At 34.0% G+C, this 19,599-nt stretch carries 21 protein-coding genes; 2 read left to right on the plus strand and 19 right to left on the minus strand.

Translation table 11 applies throughout. The features are described 5' to 3' along the window. Window positions 1-196: 196 nt before the first annotated feature. The 12 genes from arr to MQE36_RS08410 form a co-directional block, all read right to left on the minus strand. Entirely contained in the window at window positions 197-640 is a 444-nt protein-coding gene (gene arr, locus MQE36_RS08355) for an NAD(+)--rifampin ADP-ribosyltransferase (protein ID WP_242938704.1), read from the minus strand. Window positions 641-951: 311 nt separating this feature from the next. Then, complete coding sequence (locus tag MQE36_RS08360) at window positions 952-1,326, minus strand: DoxX family protein (RefSeq protein ID WP_242938705.1); 375 nt, start codon at window positions 1,324-1,326, stop codon at window positions 952-954. A 25-nt stretch (window positions 1,327-1,351) separates the two neighbouring features. Next, entirely contained in the window at window positions 1,352-1,759 is a 408-nt protein-coding gene (locus MQE36_RS08365; protein ID WP_242938706.1) for a VOC family protein, read from the minus strand. A 94-nt stretch (window positions 1,760-1,853) separates the two neighbouring features. Continuing rightward, on the minus strand, window positions 1,854-2,432 hold the full coding sequence (locus MQE36_RS08370; RefSeq protein ID WP_242938707.1) for a Crp/Fnr family transcriptional regulator: 579 nt from the start codon (window positions 2,430-2,432) through the stop codon (window positions 1,854-1,856). Between the two features lie 482 nt (window positions 2,433-2,914). Beyond that, a complete protein-coding gene (locus tag MQE36_RS08375) occupies window positions 2,915-3,826 on the minus strand; it encodes a DUF6892 domain-containing protein (RefSeq protein WP_242938708.1) in 912 nt (303 codons plus the stop codon). A 55-nt stretch (window positions 3,827-3,881) separates the two neighbouring features. Further along, window positions 3,882-4,733 (minus strand): hypothetical protein, encoded by an 852-nt coding sequence (locus MQE36_RS08380; protein ID WP_242938709.1) that lies wholly within the window; start codon window positions 4,731-4,733, stop codon window positions 3,882-3,884. Between the two features lie 347 nt (window positions 4,734-5,080). Further along, window positions 5,081-5,893, minus strand: a complete 813-nt coding sequence (locus tag MQE36_RS08385) for a hypothetical protein (protein ID WP_242938710.1) — start codon at window positions 5,891-5,893, stop codon at window positions 5,081-5,083. 258 nt (window positions 5,894-6,151) lie between these two features. Then, the gene (locus MQE36_RS08390; RefSeq protein ID WP_242938711.1) at window positions 6,152-6,511 is read right to left on the minus strand and encodes a hypothetical protein; all 360 of its coding nucleotides are present in this window, start codon (window positions 6,509-6,511) and stop codon (window positions 6,152-6,154) included. A 38-nt stretch (window positions 6,512-6,549) separates the two neighbouring features. Next, a complete protein-coding gene (locus tag MQE36_RS08395; RefSeq protein ID WP_242938712.1) occupies window positions 6,550-7,182 on the minus strand; it encodes a LysE family translocator in 633 nt (210 codons plus the stop codon). A 396-nt stretch (window positions 7,183-7,578) separates the two neighbouring features. Next, complete coding sequence (locus tag MQE36_RS08400) at window positions 7,579-8,073, minus strand: VOC family protein (protein ID WP_242938713.1); 495 nt, start codon at window positions 8,071-8,073, stop codon at window positions 7,579-7,581. 73 nt (window positions 8,074-8,146) lie between these two features. Beyond that, window positions 8,147-8,962: an AraC family transcriptional regulator gene (locus MQE36_RS08405; protein WP_242938714.1), complete on the minus strand. Its 816-nt coding sequence runs from the start codon at window positions 8,960-8,962 to the stop codon at window positions 8,147-8,149. Between the two features lie 485 nt (window positions 8,963-9,447). Further along, on the minus strand, window positions 9,448-10,050 hold the full coding sequence (locus MQE36_RS08410) for an RDD family protein (RefSeq protein ID WP_242938715.1): 603 nt from the start codon (window positions 10,048-10,050) through the stop codon (window positions 9,448-9,450). 226 nt (window positions 10,051-10,276) lie between these two features. Between MQE36_RS08410 and MQE36_RS08415 the strand changes: the two genes are divergently transcribed. Beyond that, complete coding sequence (locus MQE36_RS08415) at window positions 10,277-11,854, plus strand: IS1182 family transposase (RefSeq protein WP_242938716.1); 1,578 nt, start codon at window positions 10,277-10,279, stop codon at window positions 11,852-11,854. Between the two features lie 82 nt (window positions 11,855-11,936). Here MQE36_RS08415 and MQE36_RS08420 read toward each other — a convergent pair whose 3' ends face one another. After that, complete coding sequence (locus MQE36_RS08420) at window positions 11,937-12,623, minus strand: hypothetical protein (RefSeq protein WP_242938717.1); 687 nt, start codon at window positions 12,621-12,623, stop codon at window positions 11,937-11,939. Window positions 12,624-13,275: 652 nt separating this feature from the next. Here MQE36_RS08420 and MQE36_RS08425 point away from each other — a divergent pair. Then, complete coding sequence (locus MQE36_RS08425) at window positions 13,276-14,850, plus strand: IS1182 family transposase (protein WP_242938718.1); 1,575 nt, start codon at window positions 13,276-13,278, stop codon at window positions 14,848-14,850. Window positions 14,851-14,932: 82 nt separating this feature from the next. Here MQE36_RS08425 and MQE36_RS08430 read toward each other — a convergent pair whose 3' ends face one another. From MQE36_RS08430 to MQE36_RS08450, 6 genes are all read right to left on the minus strand, one after another. After that, entirely contained in the window at window positions 14,933-15,550 is a 618-nt protein-coding gene (locus MQE36_RS08430; protein WP_242938719.1) for a DUF2846 domain-containing protein, read from the minus strand. A 188-nt stretch (window positions 15,551-15,738) separates the two neighbouring features. Beyond that, complete coding sequence (locus MQE36_RS08435) at window positions 15,739-16,140, minus strand: pentapeptide repeat-containing protein (protein WP_242938720.1); 402 nt, start codon at window positions 16,138-16,140, stop codon at window positions 15,739-15,741. Next, entirely contained in the window at window positions 16,128-16,307 is a 180-nt protein-coding gene (locus MQE36_RS17035; protein WP_341461499.1) for a pentapeptide repeat-containing protein, read from the minus strand. Before MQE36_RS17035 ends, MQE36_RS08435 begins: the two co-directional genes overlap by 13 nt. 11 nt (window positions 16,308-16,318) lie before the next feature. Then, a complete protein-coding gene (locus MQE36_RS08440) occupies window positions 16,319-16,864 on the minus strand; it encodes a hypothetical protein (protein ID WP_242938721.1) in 546 nt (181 codons plus the stop codon). A gap of 228 nt (window positions 16,865-17,092) precedes the next feature. Further along, window positions 17,093-18,448, minus strand: coding sequence for an MATE family efflux transporter (locus tag MQE36_RS08445; RefSeq protein WP_242938722.1), 1,356 nt, complete (start codon window positions 18,446-18,448; stop codon window positions 17,093-17,095). A 318-nt stretch (window positions 18,449-18,766) separates the two neighbouring features. Next, window positions 18,767-19,504 carry a DUF2071 domain-containing protein gene (locus MQE36_RS08450; RefSeq protein ID WP_242938723.1) on the minus strand — a complete coding sequence of 246 codons (738 nt, stop codon included), beginning with the start codon at window positions 19,502-19,504 and terminating at the stop codon, window positions 18,767-18,769. Window positions 19,505-19,599: the final 95 nt, after the last annotated feature.

A 19,599-nucleotide genomic window follows, 5' to 3' on the forward strand; every position in this document is an offset into this window, starting at 1 on the left:
ACTCCTTAACCTTCCGCAGGTTTTTTTTACATTCCCCAAAATAAATCATTAAAACTCAAAACTCCTTATGGAAATCCTCATTCAAAACTTATAACATTAAAAGGGCTTATTGAGATTTTGTTTTTATAAAATCAGGGGGGTGCAACGGTGACCATTGTTACCTGCTGGCTTTTATCAGTTGTTATACTTTGTTAATTTAATCGTTTAAGGAATTAATGCCTTGTTCTTTAAGTTTTTCAAGGTGTTCCTTCATTGTTTTAATTTGTTCCGCAGGATGTCCTTGCCAAACGGTAACCTCTCCCACAACTCTAAACGGTTCTGTCGAGCGATAGGATTTTGTCGGATTGCCAGGAAATTTTTTATCTGTCAAGTCTGGGTCGTCTTCAATTTGTCCTAAAGGTTCTACCAAATAAATTCTTTCTGGTACATTGCCTAAGGCAAGTTCAGCTCCCCAAATTGCAGCATCTAAGGTTGCTGACAAAAAAATGTATTTAGCATTTTTTCGTTGTCCGTAATTAGAGTTGAAACCTGCTTCAATGAGGTCGCCAATTTTTAAATCGGCTTTTGTTCCGTGAAAATAAGTTTGTGCAAAAGCTGTTGCGCCTTGTCTGCTTACTTTTTCATTATTGTTTTTATTCATTGTCAATTTTTTTATAATTAAGACCAGTGAGTGTTTCCCGCTAGTCAACTATTTCTTAGCTTCAAATCCTTTCTTTCTAAATTTCAAAATTCTTTTTTATTAAAGCTATGGACAAGGGTTTGCAGGGAGGAAATTGAATAGCGGACTTTGAAACCTTATAATTCTTCAATTCTACTTCAAATTCTTTCAGCATTGCTTCGCTCTAAGGACTTGATATTATCAAGTATTTTGAAAATGAACAATAGCAAATTAAGTGATAGTTGTCGCCTGTAAAAACTTTATGATATTCGGCAATTGTTTTGTAGTCTGTCTTAGCTATTCGTTTTAATTTTTAAGTTATAGATATACGAAATTGTAAGTATGCCACCGATTACTATAGGTGTTAAAATATAGCCGATGTTCCCGTCCACCACAATGTGGCTGATTACAGCAAATATCAGATTGAATGTCAAACCTGCATAAGCCCACTCTTTCAATTTGCTTGGTAATTTTGGTAACATTATCGCTGTTGCTCCTAAGACTTTGCAAATAATTAATGCATAAGCAAAATAGTCAGGATAGCCTAAAGGTTTTGTCCCTGCGTTAAAGTATTCGGGAGCAAACAGCAGGGTGCTTAACGGCATCAGACCTTCCCATAAAAAGATAATGCTTGTAGCAATCCAAAAAATTAGTCTATTCTTTTTCATTTGTTTTGAGATTTAAAATTTCAGATTATTCATTTGGAAATTGTGTGATGTCCATATATGCAAACTCCCATTGGTGTCCGTCCAAGTCTGCAAAACTGTGTTGATACATCCAACCGTGGTCCTGTGGTTCGCTGTATATGGTAGCGCCCAATGCTTGTGCTTTTGCAACAATTTGTTGCACTGTTTCTTTCGAATCAGCGTCTAATGCAATCAGAACTTCTGTGCTTTCTTTTGCATTGCTGATTGGTTTTTTCGTAAAAGTTTGGAAGTAGGTCTCTGTAAGCAGCATCACGAAAATAGTTTCGCTGACGACCATACAGGCTGCATTTTCATCAGTAAATTGCGGATTAACACTAAAACCTAAACTTTCAAAAAATTTTTTTGATTTGTCAAGATTCTTAACGGGTAGGTTAATAAAAATTTTTGTTACCATCTTTTTGTTTTTTTAATTGTTAGTAATGAATGGCACAAAGTTGTGGTAATTGTGTGACTAAAACTTTTACATATGTTGAGGAAACGAAAAAAAACTACTTGTTCGCAAAAAATATTCTGCTCAATTGGGTGGGTGTAATGCCTAAATAGGAAGCAATATGATGTTTTTTGAGCCTTTTTATAAGATTTGGATACTTCTGGAGAAAATCGTCATATCTTTTAGCAGCAGTTTCTGTTCTATATGTAATTTCCAAGGGTTCTTTTTCGATGATCCAATGGAGGTCGTTGTAAGCTATATAGAAAAGAGCCAAATCGGGAAAATCGTCAAATAATTTTTTCCACTCAAAAAAATCATATTCAAGAACCCTTGTGTCTTCAAGTGCGGTAATGTAAAATACACTAGGTTTTTTTGCCAACATTGCACCTAACGAAGCAGCCATTCGCTGTTCGGGAAAAAAATATTTTATGACCACATCTCCATTGTCCCCAATGTAGTTTTGTGAAAGCAATCCATGTACAACAAAAGACACTTTTTTGGGATACTGTCCAATGTCGAGAATATTGTCACCTTTGTGATATTCTTTTAGCCGTAATAGCTTTTTCCAGGCCAATTCTGCCTGTTCAGAGATGTTATGGTAAGTTCTTATTTTTTGAAAAAACAGGTAAGTATTCATTTCATGATGTACAATTTTTTTCAGCTTGCAGGCAACGTATCAGGCTATGAGTGGTTGCGTTTTGGCTCGTGATTTTTCCGCTTGTGATAAAGATTAAAAGTAAGAATAATTCTTCTTGTTAACCATCACAAGCAATTAATTTTATACGTTGTACTTGTTACACAAGTTAGCAAAAATTAAATACAGGGTTGATAATCTCCTTTCATTAGACGCTTACCTTGTAGTTATGCAAGGCAAAGAATAGTATCAGAAGAGGCTCTTCAATCATTTGAAAAACACATTAAAAGTGGGCCGGTAAGTATGCATTGTGCGAGTTTTTTTCTAAAAGGGATTATACAACGGATTTTACTCCTTTTTAAGCCATTCAATGTTGGCTTACAACGAAACGATACCACATATAAGCCCTTAAAAGGGCTTGTTCGGATCTTGTTTTATACCATTAGAAGCGGGTGCACGGTGACCGTCTTTGTTGTAGCCTGTTTTTATATCAATTCTGTTTTAATTCCCATATTATTCATTTCATCAACTACATTATCCTTTGCATAACCTAATTTAGCTTGTTTTAAGTTTGGAAATTGTTTTGCATCAATAGCAGTCTCAATGTCCCAATAGTCTTCCGATCCTTCTCCGAACCTTAAAAGTTGCATATAAATGTCATTTCCTCCATCTTGATAGATTTCAGTTACTTCAGATGCATATTTTTTAGGTATAGGTAAATCTTTAAAATATTGGGTAACTTCCGGTATTAGATCATATCCTTCTTTTTCAATTTCTATTTTTCGTTTGTCGTACCAATCTACAAATTCAGATAAGTCAAATTTGGGTTTTAGAAGTTCTTTGTGATACATCAATTCCTGAATAATGGATAACTTAAAACCAAAATCTTTAAATTCAATTTGCTCTTCTTCTAATTTCTTGATGGTATACTTATCTTTTGTCAGTTTAGGTTTAACAAAATCTTTATCAAAAATTTCATTGTATGAAATACTAATCAAGCAAGGCCTTTTTTTGCCTGGATATGTAAATTGTTTAATTTCATACTTACGCATTGTAATATTGTTACAATGTTGTTTTTTGACTTTAACACCATCAATAATTATAGTCCCGTTAAAATAAGGCTTTTGCTCCAATTTTGGTTTTGCCCATATTGGGTTATAATCAGTATGAAGTGTTATATGATTAGTTTTTCCATTTCCGTGAGGATTGGTACTTATCCCTATTTCTTTCCAATAAATTTCATTTCTTTTTATTTGAGATGGTTTTCCAAAATATTTATTAAGCTCCTGCCAGTCAGTTGGTAATTTTATAATGTTATTGTTTATTGAAAGCTTGTTGGAATCAATTTTAAATGTAATGCTTGAAGATTTATTTTTTTTATTGATTAGATTTATCATACTTGATCTTTTTTCTTTCAAATAGTTGTGCAACGGAGCCCCTTGTTGACAGTAGTTATTGCTTTATTAGATGAATGTATTTTTCTCCACAATCATATAATTTTACATAATAGTTCATTGCATTTCCATAATTTTGAATGATTATCTCTTCTGCGCTCCAATAACAATCAATCCCAATTTGGCGCTTCCCAATCTTCCTTAGCTTTTCAAACTCTTTTCGTTTTGCTTCATTTTCTTCAGGTAAAGAAATGTCAAAGTAATCTTCTGCATACTCAATATTATCAAGAACAAGAAATAAATCCTCGTCTCTTGAAAAAATAACTTTTCCTTTTAGTTGTCGCTCGTCAGAAGAATAATTGTAATAATATTCTCCTTTTGATTTTGATATTTCAAGAGTTATATTACATACAGTGTCAAAATAAGTTCCTGTGACGTTATTGGGTAAGGCTTCAATTTTTTTGTTTGTTTTATTTAAAATTAAAGGGTATTCTTTCTGGGTCTTAGAATTAATCCATTTTCCGTTGATAGAGGATTCTTTGATAATTCCTTTTAAAATAGCAAGTGTATCACTTTTAAAGTTTAATTCATAAGCTAACAATTCATTTTCAAAAACACCTCCAACCACTTTAATGTCTACACCTGTTTTTTCATAAAAATAAAATCCTGATATTTTACCTTCTGTATTCTCTAAATGAAATAGAACATTCAAATTGTCTCCAATCTTTCCTTCGTAATTTCCCAAAGATATTTTTTTATGAAGGTCAAGGGGCTTTTCCTCCTGATATTTTGAATTTTTATTCAGGTCCGTATTGGACTTTTCTAAATTAGAAGAACTTGGGTTTGATTTCTTATTAGAACAAGAAATCAAAAAGATTAAAATGAATATAAATTTTAATTGATGTGCCATTTGTAATTACTGCCAACGTATTAGGCTATGAGTATTTGCGTTTTAGGTTCGTGATTTATCCGCTTGTGGTAAAGATTAAAAGTAAGAATAATTCTTCTTGTTAACCAACACAAGCAATTACTTATAGCCATTGTGCCTGTTGCACAAGTTAGCAAAAAATTGACATAGCCTTGATATGCTCCTTTCATTAGCTGCTTATAGTATAGTAAGCAAGGTAAAAAATAGTATCGGGAAAAGCCACAAAAGTAAAAGCCCTTAAAAGGGCTTATTTGGATCTTGTTATTATACTATTGGGGGGGCACTCACTACCGGTGTTGGCAATTGGATTTTAGATATTTATTATTGAATTAATCAACTATTTTAAATGTCCATTTGTTCGTTTCTATTTTCTTATTTTGTGTTTTAATTTTCAATGGTTTAATATCTATGTTTCCACTTTCCATAGCTTTACAAATAAAATATATGTAATAATGTTCCATACCATTATCATAAATAGTTGACATTCCTGATTTTTCTACATTAAATTTTTTGCTTAAATTTTCTATATCTTCCATAGAAATAGAGGTTTTGTCAAAATCTAAATTGCTCTCAATGATGATTCTAAAACGGTCATTAATTTTTAGTATATTTTTATCTGTCCAAAGTAAAAAAACGCTTTTATTAATGTTCTTTGAAAGTCGAGATTCAATTTTACCTTCGAGTCTTGCTTTTTCAGATCCCTCATATTTCTTGATCTTACCAACATCTTCTTTTTCCACCATTTTTATTGAGTCAGTTTTGGAAAGTTTGATAGGTTTTTGTGGTTTTTTTAATATTACATATTCTTCAAGTGGGATTTTGTAAGACTTATTATTCGACCAGAGTTTTGCTGATGGTAGTTTGTAAGTTGTATCAACCTTTGCAGTAAATCGATATTCATAGTAAACCTTTTTGGGCGATAAATCCTTACCATTAATATCCAATTTTTTGATTTGGATTTCAATAAGTTTAGTGTCAATCGGAAAGTTAATAGAATCTATTCCTTTGTCAAATCTTACAACTAAAGCAAATGTCTCAAAACTGTAAAACTTGGAAGCTAAAATAGATTTTGGTTCATCAGTTTGACAGAAAACATTAAATGTCAAAAATAGAGATAGCAATAATGTTATTCGGTTTTTCATTTGTCTTGTTACCAACAGCAGCCTGTCTCAAAACCACCAATTTAGATTTTAAAAATAGTTGGATTTCGAGTGTAAAACAAATTAACCACAAATAAGTTTGTCCTATAGTCGAGGATGCTTTGAAAGTTTGATTTTAAGTTTAATATTACAATAATAAAATGCAAACCAGTAGAAACCCGGTTCAGTCAACACGCCATTCATGTGTGGCCGTTCCGACCACACGAACGCTAGTTATTGTGTACCGTTTTTATTTTTCCGTTATCCTTTTCCAACAAATCTTGTTTTCATATAAATTTCACTCAAAATTATAAGTCCGATTAAAATTCCCATTATTAAAAAGGTTTTATTAAGTCGGTAAGCATTTTTTTTAATTAAAAAAGTCAGTTGAGAGAGGGCAAGTCCACATAAAATCAGAGTCAAAATCAGGTTGTAAAATCCGTATTGTGTTTTAGTCAAATCATAATACGAATACATACTGCCCCAAAGTCCGCTTCTGTTCGACATTGTTGCAAAAAATATCCAAAAATAATTTGCAGAAAAGAGCAAAAAAATCGGAATCGTCAAAATCGGAATTATCCAATGATAAGATTTCAGTTTATTATGTTCTCCGATTTTCATTGAATTTCGTGACTTTTCTTAAATGGTGTTGACAAAAGTTATTTTTTCATCAATGCTAATTTTATTCCAAGAGTGACAAAAATTCCACCAGTTATTTTGTCCAACCACATTTTAATTTTATAATTTTTCCTAATTCGGTCAGATAGTTTCGAAGCAAATAATGCTAAAACTAAACACCAAATTGTTCCTGTAAGTAAAAATGTAACTCCAAGGATTAAAAAAGGAAGTGAACTTTGTCCATAATTTGGGGCAATAAATTGTGGTAAAAATGCAAGAAAGAATAATGCTACTTTCGGATTCAGAATATTGGTTAGAACCCCAGATAAGTAAATTTTTCTATAATTCACAATTTCACTTTCATTACTCAGTTCAAACTTTCCATCTTCTTTTTTTAATATTGTTTTGATTCCTAAAAATATCAAGTAAACTGCCCCCAAATATTTGACTATTTCAAAAGCTGTTGCAGATTTGGCAAGTATTATTGATAATCCTAAGGTTGCAAAAATGATATGAAAAATTGCTCCAGTCGATATTCCCAATGCAGATAAAATTCCCGCTTTTTTTCCTTGAGCAACACTTCTTCCAAGAATATATATCGTATCAGCTCCCGGTGTTAAATTCAAAATCAATCCAGCTATTAAAAAAGCCTCAAAGTTTATTATTCCGAACATATTTTTTTGTTTTAATTTTTGCCCACGGGAAGTATAACCGTCAGTTGCGGTTATACATTGTGCCTGTTGCACAAGTTAGCAAAAAATTCACATAGCGTTGATAATCTCCTTTCATTAGATGCTTACCTTGTAGGTATGCAAGGCAAAAACAATATCAGGAGAAGCTCTTCCATCATTTAAAAAACACACTAAAAGTGGAGCGGAAAGCCTGCAAGGTGTTTGTTTTGAGCTAAAAGTGTTCCCACGACGAATTTTATTTCTTTATAAGCCTCTCAATTTTAGCTTGTAACGAAACTAAATCGCAAAATAAAAGCCCTTTTAAGGGCCTATTTGGATCTTGTATTTATAAAACTAATGGGTTTTTAACTCAGTTCTTTGTTGTGCGTTCGCTCTTTTTTAATTCGGTGAATGAAGTCCGATTTTATTTCCCTCCGAGTCGTGGAAAATGGCAAAAAATCCAATCTCGTCAGCGTGAGGTGTTTTAGGAATAATAATTTTTCCACCGTTGTTTTCCACTTTATCAAGAATGGTTTGCAAATTATCTCCACCATTCAGGTAAATAGTAACTCCGTTGGCAGAAGGTTCGTAACCTTCACCTTTCATAATAACACCTGTTACCATCTGGTCTTGGTATGGGAACAGACCCATTTCCATTTCTGGGAATTCTAATTTTTCAATATCCACTCCTAAAATTTCTTTGTAAAAGTTGATGGCTCGTGAAATGTCCGTTGCAGGAATTTCAAAAATTGAGATGTAACTGTTCATATTATTTATGCTTTTTGTATATGTTTCTTTAGTTGGGCTTTGTTTGAGAGTTGAAGAATCTTTGTTTTTACAAGACACAATACCGAATGTTAGGGCAATAATTGCGATAAAAATTTTTTCTTTCATTTCTAGTTTGTTATTAACGGAACAAAACTAATAGCTGAAAGTCGGTTGAAATTGTAAAAATGCGACACCTGAATTATTTATAAAAAAGGGCTGAAAGAGCCAAACTTTCGTGAGCTATAAACTCTTTGGGGTTTATTCCTGTAAACTCTCTAAAGTCTTTTATAAAGTGTGCTTGGTCAAAATATTCACTGTTATAGGCAATGTCGGTCAGGTTTCCCGACTGTTGGTTGAGTAACATTTTTAAAGCAGTTTGTAGGCGAATTAGCTTTCCTAATTGTTTAGGGCTTAAACCAATTTGTTTTCTGAAGTTTCTTTCGAGTTGTCTTCGTTTTGAAGGTTCATCTTTAAAGATTGAAGTTATTGAAGCACTTCCGTTTGTAGATAACAAGGAGTCTACGGTGTTTTTTACAATTGCATTAATTGTTTTTTTGTCATTTAACCTGTCCAAAAGAAATTTCTCGATAATGTCTATTCGCTCTTCCGTGTTTTTTGCTTTGATTATTTTTTGCTCTAAATCAGTTGCTGTTTCTACTTCAAAAAGCTGATTTATTGGTGTTTCTTTATTTACTAAATTTTTGATTGGTTTATATACAAAGTTGGCAAATCCATAAGGATAAAATCGGATAGCAAATGTTTTAACAAATCCTGTTGGCTCAATGAAAAAAGGTTCAATTGTTTGACCGAGCACCATTGCACGAGGTTGTAGTATAAATTTATTTTCGGAAGTGTACCGCTTTATATCGTCTCCGAGAATAAATGCCATTTCAATACAGCCGTCTGGTACGATTCGTTGTTTTTGAGGTTCGTTTTGCATTGGTACTTCCAAAGTCCAATAACAACTAACAAGCGATTTTAAGTCTGTATGTGGTTCGTATGTTTGATAATCCATTATCGTTCGGAAGTTTTTTCAGATTGACACACAACGGTTGGGCTATGAGTAGTTGCGTGGTTTGGCACTAAACTTTGCAACTACACACCAAACTGAAAATCCTTGCGGATTTTCAGAAGTAGGCGAGAACAAGCAATTACTTATAGCCATTGTGCCTGTTGCACAAGTTAGCAAAAAATTGACATAGGGTTGATATTTTCCTCTCACAAGACGCTTACCTTGTAGTTATGCAAGGCAAAAATAATATCAGGAGAAGCTCCTCCATTATTTAAAAACCACACAAAAAGAGGAGTAGCAAGCATGCAAAGTATTTACTTTTCTTTAAAAGCTATCATACAATACATTTTACGCCTTTTTAAGCCTTTCAATTTTAGTTTACAGCTAAACTATACCACAAAATAAAAGCCCATAAAAGGGCTTATTTGTATCTTGTTTTTATATAATTAGTGGGTTGTGCAACGGCTACCATTGTTGGCATTAGTATTTTATTCCACATTGTCTTTTACAACTTTGGTTTTCGATAAAAAGTCGTGAATTCCGTTTTTTACAAATAGAAACGAAAGTCGATCAAATGGAATTAGTCGGCAAAAAGTCCGAGTGATTATATCTCCATCAGTTGGTTTTTCTCCGTTCATTTTCACAACTTTTGTTTTGGTTACAAATTTCCCAACTGTTTTTTGGAATTTGATTTCCATTATCGCATAGTAAGCTATAAAAGACCCAAAGAATAGAATGTAAACGAATAGTGTTAAAATTCCTTGATTTTCAGCTGTTAAAGGGATGAAAAGTCCGATTATAAAACTAATGATAAATGCTAAAATTAACCATACAATAAAGTCAATTAGAAAATTCACAAACCGAATTCCCAAACCGACAACATTCGAGTCCACTTTTTCTTTTTGTTCTTTTTCCGCTGTCGCTCTTTCTCGGATTTTTTCGAATTCAGATGTGTCGATATTCCGCTTTTCAACTTCCGCATCTGCTGCTTCAATTGCAGTCGGATTGTATCTTTCTCTTTCGACTGTTACAATTTTTATTAATTCTTCATCTGTCCTCTCGGACATTACTTTTGCAAATTCGTTTTCCATTAGTTTGATGGTCAGTTTATATTAATGCCAACGGCTCGTATAACCGTCAGTTACGGGATTAAAGTTAATGTTTTTCGGTTTGGTACTGACGTTGGCAATTCCGAGTGGATTCGGACGTAGTCGAATCCGCCGTAATTGCGGTTATACATTGTGCCTGTTGCACAAGTTAGCAAAAAATTGACATAGGGTTGATATTATCTTTTGATAAGAGGCTTACCTTGTAGTTATGCAAGGAAAAAAGAAGTATCAGGAGAAGTTGTTCAATCAGTTTCAGTTAAGTGAGCGCGTACCTATAGACAATTTCTATCGGCGGTTAAAAGAGGTGTTGGATTTAGATTACTTATACCCACTTACCAAACGATATTATGGTAGTAGCGGACAAAAGAGCATCGACCCGGTGGTGTTCTTTAAACTTTGTTTGGTAGGTTATTTAGAAAACATTATCAGTGATCGAAAGCTCATAACGCATTGCAGTATGCGATTGGATATTTTGTTCTTTTTGGATTATGATATCGATGAAGAACTTCCCTGGCATTCTACCATTAGCCGCACCCGTCAGTTATTTCCTGAGGCTGTATTTGAAGAGGTCTTTACCAAGGTGTTTGAACTATGTGTATCGGTCGGGATGTTCAGTGGCCATACTCAGGCTATCGATAGCGCCCCTGTAAAAGCCAATGCTTCTATGGATAGTTTGGAACTGAAAGTTCCTGAAGCCGATTTAGAAACGCATCTTCGAGAAATTCGTCACATTAGTAAAGGTGATAAAGACAAACCACTACGTCAAGCCAAAGGGAATAAAGCAGACAAAGATCAGCAAACCTTATCGGCCAGTAAAAAGGAGCTACAGGGCATAAAGAGCAGGAACAGTAAATGGGCAAAAGATCAGGATCAGCGCCCGGGAGCAGGCAATAAAGGCTCGAGATATACCAGCAACAAAACCCATTACAGTCCTACCGATCCCGATGCCCGTATCAGTGTAAAACCGGGCAAGGCCAGGAAACTCAATTACCTATCTCAATTAACCGTAGACACCTCCAATCATGTGATAACCGATATTAAAGCTTATCATGCCGATGGCAAAGACAACCAACAACTGCCAGACATAGTGAAAAGGGTACAACGCCGATTGTGGAACTCAGGACTGCTATGGGAGAACTGTGTAGCCGATACAGGATATAGCAGTGGGGAGAACTATGCCTTTTTAGAAAAGAATCAGATCAAGAGTTTTATCCCTCCCCATGGTACTTACAAAGGAGGGCCGGCAGGATTTACATATATTGAGGCAGGCAACTATTGGTTATGCCCTCAGGGCAAGAAAGTTACTTTCCGCAAACAAAAATTAGAGAAAGGGACTCTAAAAGATCAGTACTTTACCAAACGGAGTGATTGTAAAGGCTGCCCGATAAAACAACAATGTATTGGTAAAAGTTATGAGAAACGCATAAACATTACTGCTTATCGCAAAGAATACGAACGTAATATAGCAAGAGTGAATAGTCCGCAGGGACGGTATATGAAAGCCAAGCGGCAAAGCACGGTAGAACCGGTGTTTGGAACATTAACACAGTTTATGGGACTTAGAAAAGTGAATACCCTAGGCATTAAGCAGGCAAACAAATGTATGCAGCTCTCGGCCATAGCCTACAACTTGAAGAAGTACCTGAAATTCATTGAAAACCACACAAAAAGTGGAGCAGCAAGTATGCAAAGTATTTACTTTTCTTTAAAAGCTATCATACAATACATTTTACGCCTTTTTAAGCCTTTCAATTTTAGTTTACAGCTAAACTATACCACAAAATAAAAGCCCATAAAAGGGCTTATTTGTATCTTGTTTTTATATAATTAGTGGGTTGTGCAACATCTACCATCTTTGTTAGGCAACGTTATTTTTTATTAATAAATTCATTCGATTGAGCAATCACAAGTGGTTTCAAAGCTCCGTGATATTCCATTGTACACAAAAATCCAATAGCGTCTTCAATATTTTCTCCGTCATAAAACATATCATCCTCTCCTGGAATCATTGCCTTAAGTTTATATTTAAAGACAGTAGGATGTCCAATATGGCTCCAATCAGTTTCGAAGTCAATAAATTCTCGGAAATACCCATTTACTTTTTGTAGTTTCTCGTTTTCTTCGTCTCCTTCTGCAATTATTTTAATTTGATATTCATCTGATATTTGCTGCCCATATTTTGCATAAAATAACCCCTTGAAATTTTTAATGTGTAATTTTTCAATGTCGTTATAACTGAAACTAACTTCAAAAGATTTTCCTTCATCAATACTGAAAACTCTTTCTTTCCAATTACTTCTTCTCATTATTGAACGTACAGCTTTAGCCGTCATTTCATTTTTCAAATCATCATTTTCATTTAAAACTCCAATAGCGTCTCTTATCTCTTGGTCAATTTTCGAATAAAGTCCAATGTTGCAATCATAACAAGCAGGAACTGTCAATAAATTAACTTTGTATTCTGGCGGATATGTACTAAATAAATTCTTGGCAGGAATATGTTCAACGTGGTTAGTTTCGTCTGTCAATTCAATTCCGCAATTGTAACAATTCATACTGTTTGGTTTTAATGTTGCCTAACGGTTTAGTATAACGTTTCGTTGCGGAGAAATCATTATTGATTAGTCCGCTGATTGTAAATATAGAAAATATGCGTGATTTTTCCACGGGAAAAATCGCGGCAATGAACGGTATGCATTGTTAGCATTTGTAGCGACCCATCCGAGTAAGTACGAGCAGTAACCGTTCCGAGTCAAATCCAATCTAAATTTTGTCGGTTAGGAGCGAAATTATTATGTAGTCAAAAGGATAATTTTAAAATCCGTTTAATTTTGGCAGATCAGTTCAATTATAGATCCGTTTTTAGTCGTTGTCAAGTCCGCAAACTTGCTCAAAAATCCGTTGCTACATTTTTTAGTCACATATGAGTGATAAATCCGCGTTTTGTCAAAACTAAATGTTTAATCTATGGATGAATGATCCAATGGAATTCAAGTCCGGAGCTATACATGCTAACGTATTAGGCTATGAGTGGTTGCGTTTTAGGTTCGTGATTTATCCGCTTGTGGTAAAGATTAAAAGTAAGAAAAATTCTTCTTGTTAACCATCACAAGCAATTACTTATAGCCATTGTGCCTGTTGCACAAGTTAGCAAAAAATTGACATAGGGTTGATATTTTCCTCTCACAAGACGCTTACCTTGTAGTTATGCAAGGCAAAAAACAATATCAGGAAAAGTTATTCAACCAGTTTCAGTTAAGTGAACGCGTACCCAAAGACAATTTCTACCGCCGGTTAAAAGAGGTGTTGGACTTAGAATATTTGTATTCGTTTACCAAAGGATATTACGGTAGTAGCGGACAAAAGAGCATCGACCCGGTGGTGTTCTTTAAACTTTGTTTGGTAGGTTATTTAGAAAACATTATCAGTGATCGAAAGCTCATAACGCATTGCAGTATGCGATTGGATATTTTGTTCTTTTTGGATTATGATATCGATGAAGAACTGCCATGGCATTCTACCATTAGCCGCACCCGTCAGTTATTTCCTGAGTCAGTGTTTGAAGAGGTCTTTACCAAGGTGTTTGAACTATGTGTATCGATCGGGATGGTCAGTGGCCATACTCAGGCTATCGATAGCGCCCCTGTAAAAGCCAATGCTTCTATGGATAGTTTGGAACTGAAAGTTCCTGAAGCCGATTTAGAAACGCATCTTCGAGAAATTCGTCACATTAGTAAAGGTGATAAAGACAAACCACTACGTCAAGCCAAAGGGAATAAAGCAGACAAAGATCAGCAAACCTTATCGGCCAGTAAAAAGGAGCTACAGGGCATAAAGAGCAGGAACAGTAAATGGGCAAAAGATCAGGATCAGCGTCCGGGAGCAGGCAATAAAGGCTCGAGATATACCAGCAACAAAACCCATTACAGTCCTACCGATCCCGATGCCCGTATCAGTGTCAAACCGGGCAAGGCCAGGAAACTCAATTACCTATCTCAATTAACAGTAGATACCTCCAATCATGTGATAACCGATATCAAAGCTTACCATGCCGATGGCAAAGACAACCAACAACTGCCCGACATAGTGAAAAGGGTACAACGCCGATTGTGGAACTCAGGACTGCTATGGGAGAACTGTGTAGCCGATACAGGATATAGCAGTGGGGAGAACTATGCCTTTTTAGAAAAGAATCAGATCAAGAGTTTTATCCCTCCCCATGGTACTTACAAAGGAGGGCCGGGAGGATTTACATATATTGAGGCAGGCAGCTATTGGTTATGCCCTCAGGGCAAGAAAGTTACTTTCCGCAAACAAAAATTAGAGAAAGGGACTCTAAAAGATCAGTACTTTACCAAACGGAGTGATTGTAAAGGCTGCCCGATAAAACAACAATGTATTGGTAAAAGTTATGAGAAACGCATAAACATTACTGCTTATCGCAAAGAATACGAACGTAATATAGTAAGAGTGAATAGTCCGCAGGGACGGTATATGAAAGCCAAGCGGCAAAGTACCGTAGAACCGGTGTTTGGAACATTAACACAGTTTATGGGACTTAGAAAAGTGAATACCCTAGGCATTAAACAGGCTAATAAATGTATGCAGCTCTCGGCCATTGCCTACATGAAGAAGTACCTGAAATTCATTGAAAACCACACAAAAAGAGGAGTAGCAAGCATGCAAAGTATTTACTTTTCTTTAAAAGTTATCATACAACACATTTTACGCCTTTTTAAGCCTTTCAATTTTAGTTTACAGCTAAACTATACCACAAAATAAAAGCCCATAAAAGGGCTTATTTGTATCTTGTTTTTAGAAAATTAAGGGCTTGTGCAACGGCTACCATTGTTACAAAACGTTTTTAATATTTAGGGCTTACCTTTTTCATTGTCAAAATCACATATTCAGCAACTTTAGGATTATCTTGAAAAATATGTAATGAGTTTGATAAATTCAGATTGTTGGTAAAAGCTTCTCCTGTTCCGCCAAAAGAGCCTCTGATATAATATATTTCACCGTCTTTTGCATTGATTTCAATAATGTCCTTTTTAGAGTTTTTTTGATTGTATTTATGTACTTCTCCAGCTTTTACTTTGTGTAGATAATAACTATGAGTTTTGATGTTAATAAAAGGCATTCCATTATATTCCACTTTACAAGCTAATGCAGAACCTGTATAAACATAAGGTCTATAAAAATAAACGTGGGCATAACCAGACTCTGGTTTTTCAATTTCAATGTTTAATGGGTTTTGAATTATTGATGCGTCAGCAAAATGTACATCTGCAAATTTGAATATATTTTTTTTCTTTTTTCCTTTTTCACCTTTTATAATGTAGCTTACTTTTTTATTTTTTAATTCGAGAATTTTACAATAAATGGTATCATTTTGAACGGTAACTAAATAATCCGAATCATTTGATTGAGAATAAGTCCAAGCGGAAATTAAAATCAGAGTAAGAGTAATTATTTTTTTCATTCTTCTATAGTTAAATATTTGGTTTAAATGTTTTGTAACGATCACGTATATGAAAAGTAGGCGGTTACGAAGCACCAAATTTTGCTTAAGCACAAAGCTTGAAACGAGCTAAAACCCTTGATTTTACTACTATATTGCCTGTTTTTTATATACATTGTTGTGCGTTCATATTTATTTTTATGTTTACATTATACAATGTTCAGTTTATATTTATAAAGTAAACCTTCAAGTTGTAATGCAGAAAACTTTGCATTTTTCATTTTGTTAAATTCGGGGTCTATGGCAAAATTCAAAGCGCTGCTAAAATCAACTCTCTCAAGATTAGTGCTTGAGAATATAGCGCCTGTCAAATCAGATTCTTTGAATATGGATGATGTCAAATCCGATTCAGAGAAATCAACTTCTTTGAGAGAGCATTCTAAAAAGTGTATTTTTTTTAGTTTTGTTCCAAAAAATGTGCAATAGTCCATAATGCAATTGTTAAACCTAAAAGAAAACATAAGTTTATTACATCTAGTAAAATTAACTCCAAGAATTTTACATCTTATAAAGGTGATATTTCTAAATCCAACGCCCTCTATTTCTGCCATTGTTGAAAAATACAATCTTCAAAAATATTACCTCTCAAGTCGCTTTTTGTAAAGTTGCACCTTACAAAATTACAATGAAAAAACTCTCTATTTCTCAATGTTTTGCCAGAATAGTTGATATTCTTAAATTCTTTGTTTTCGTGTATAGTTGTTAGTTGGTTTGACATTTTTTTGTATGTTAATACGCTTGAATAAAATTAAACAATAATTCTTGTAAATTTTTTGCATTACCGTTTGCTTTTTTATACGCAACATTGTCTAGCTTCCAGCCATTTTCGTTTAATAGTGTAATCTTATCAGTCCATACAGTTTCAAACATGTCATTAGAAAATTTAACTAGTACAGTAGCTTTGTTTCCTTGAATTGATATTTTAAGAATTGAATAGGAGGTATATCCTTCACTAACACTTACAAAAACAGATCCTTCTAAAAGGTAAGGTTTTATATTGTTTTGTTCGTTTTTGGAAATGCTTTCTCTAGATTTTTTTTCAACCTCTTTAGCTTCTAAAATTAAGGCATATAGTTTTTTTGAAAAGACATTATCTTTTAGTTTACTATTTGTGTAAGGACTATTAGAGGCAAAGGGACTTTCAGGTTTGTATATTTGGTTGATTATATTTTTAATTTGAACTTCTTCCTTAGTCTTATTGCAGGATAGGAGGAATACGAAAATGAATGTTACCATTAATAGGAATTTCCAGTTTGAATATTTGATTTTTTTCATTTGTTTATTTTTTTAAGATTGATGATTATTGTTTTAATCATAAGAAGTGTTAATTATCTCTTAAATGCCCATGGTGTGCTTTCATAATTATATTTCCTCGACTAATCGATTTGTTGTATATCACAAGACGTGCCAAAATTGTTATTGGATTTTCTTTTAACAAAAAGGGGATGATATTTTTATGCGGTGTGGCTAGTGTAGTCAGTTGTTTTTTAATGTGAAGTATTTTTATATTTCAATTGCTGATAGTTGTTTGTTTTTGTAAACTAAAAAATAAACTGAGAATATTAAGGTAAGTACTTCTGCTAACGGTAAAGCAATCCAAACACCGTTGATTCCTAAAAATTTCGATAACACAGTAACACCGAGTATAACAAATAAGATGCCTCTTAATACTGAAATAATAATAGAAGTTCTTGCATCTTCTAAGGAAGTAAAAAAACTCGTGGCTAATATATTTAATCCATTTACCAAGAAAACAAAAGAATAAATAGATAAACCTAGTGTAGCAATTCTAATAACTTTAGAATTACTGCTTTCAAAAAAAAGTTGGAGAATAGAACTTCCCCAAACTTGAACGATAGTTAAGAAAAGTAATCCGATAATAATATTAATTTTTACTGCAAATCTCAATATGGCTTTAACCCTATTGTAATTCTTAGCACCAAAATTATAGCTCAAAACAGGAACCAACCCCTCAGAAATTCCTATAAATATCAGTACACCAATTAGGTTAACATAATTTATAGCTGTAAAAGCGGCAACTCCATCAGATCCAGAGAATTTAACGACTGTATAGTTGATGATTAAAACGGTAATTGCTGTACCCAGTTCTGAAACACCTTCCGAAGAGCCATTGTATATTATTTTACCAAGTAAATTTTGTCTGAATTTGCCTTTGTACATTGCGTACTTTTGTTTTGGATTAAAGGAGATATACCCAGAGATGATGAGTCCAATTGTAAATGATATACCTGTAGCCAAACTAGCCCCCATAACACCCAACTTTAAGAAAATCACAAAGACGGGGCTCAATATTAAGTTAATCAAAGTAGTTATTAACATGGAGGTCATAGAAAAATTTGGGTGACCAGTTGCTCTTAAAATAGATCCAGAATAAAATCCAAGCGTTATGGGGATGATAAAAGGAAAAAGCCCATTTAAATAGCTTAAGGCAAAAGGAAGTAATTCTTTATTTGCTCCAAGTAATAAAGCAAAGTCCTTAGCATAAAAAAATAAGATTACCGTTATTACTGATGCTGTTACCAATAAAGCCCAAAAGCCCGTACTGATAGCGTCTTGTGATTTATTAATGTTGTTTTCTCCAGCACCAATACTCACTATGGTTAGACTGCCAACTCCAATAACAAATGAAATGACAATTAGAATACTATAGAAAGGTAAAATAATGTTCACGCCCCCAAGCGCATCAGAACTAAGGTGTTTTCCTACAATTATTCCATCGATGATATTTTGAACCCCAAAAAATAAAAGAGCAATAACACTAGGGATAGCATATTTGACAAAGACTTCGCTAATTGGACTTGTACCTAGAAGGTTTTTATTATCTAAGTTACTTTTCATTATTTATGTGTAATACTGTAAGATTTTGTTGCTTATGTAGGCTGTAAATTTAGCAAAAAAGCGTTTTAAATGCCATAGATTTGTATAACTATTATAGATGTTATTTTTCGGTTTGCAAAGTTATGAATACCGTCTGATGGCTTTGTCGTTTTTGTACATAATGTTTAAAATTATGTAGCCTTTATTCAGGACAGGTCATTATGACGCACAACGTCCCGGCTAAGAAACGTAGGACTTTCAGAGCGATTATCTGTGCATCAAACCGAAGTTTGCTAAGTGAACGAACCTTTCAGAAAGCCTTGTCTGCCCTATGTTTTCTTAGCCATTGTTGGGCTTAGTGTTTTTTATTCCTTTCAAACTTTTCCATTCGTGTTCAATGCTTTTCATTAGTAGTGCATTGTCAAATTTGACTGTCCCTTTCGGAAAAACTGTCTCGTTTTCGAAAAAACTAGACCTTACTTCTAAAACTGTTAATGGCTTCACTTTCCATTCATAAGTTTTCAATTCAAGTCCGTCAAATGTCTCTCCGATTTTGTCAGGCGAATAACCTACTGCACCTTTCTCAAAAAAGTCCGATGCACAATCCAAACTGTCAAAAATGCTGTCATTGTTCCAATCAGTTGTCTCTTTGGCTTTTATTGATAGAAAAGTCTCATCGTCACTTTTGAACTCCACAGAATAGCTTCCTTCTTTTTCGTCTACCGAGAATTCAGCAAGGTGATGAACACCTGGAAAAATTCGTCCACCTGCTAATGAGTTCAATTTTGATGAAGTGTCTCGCCTTGGAATGAAAACACCTTCTTTAGTTTCTCCGTTTTCAGTCCATTCAACAGCAATGCGATGAGCGCCATTCTCAGAAGATATCCCAACAGTTTTCGGAAGTCCTTTTGGTCGGATGTTTTTTAGTCTAATCAGGCAAATTCCAACAACACCTTTGTCATTTATAAGTTTTGGTCGAAATGGCTCAGGCAAATATTTAGTCAGCACGTATTTGTCAACTTGATAGTTGATTAAAATTCGTCTGTCTATTGTTCCTATTATTGTCGGAATTTTCATTTTTTCACATTAAGCCCAACGTATTAGGCTATGGGTATTTGCGTTTTAGTTTCGTGATTTATCCGCTTGTGGTAAAGATTAAAAGTAAGAAAAAT

The organism is Zhouia spongiae, from assembly GCF_022760175.1.
Lineage (GTDB): Bacteria > Bacteroidota > Bacteroidia > Flavobacteriales > Flavobacteriaceae > Zhouia > Zhouia spongiae.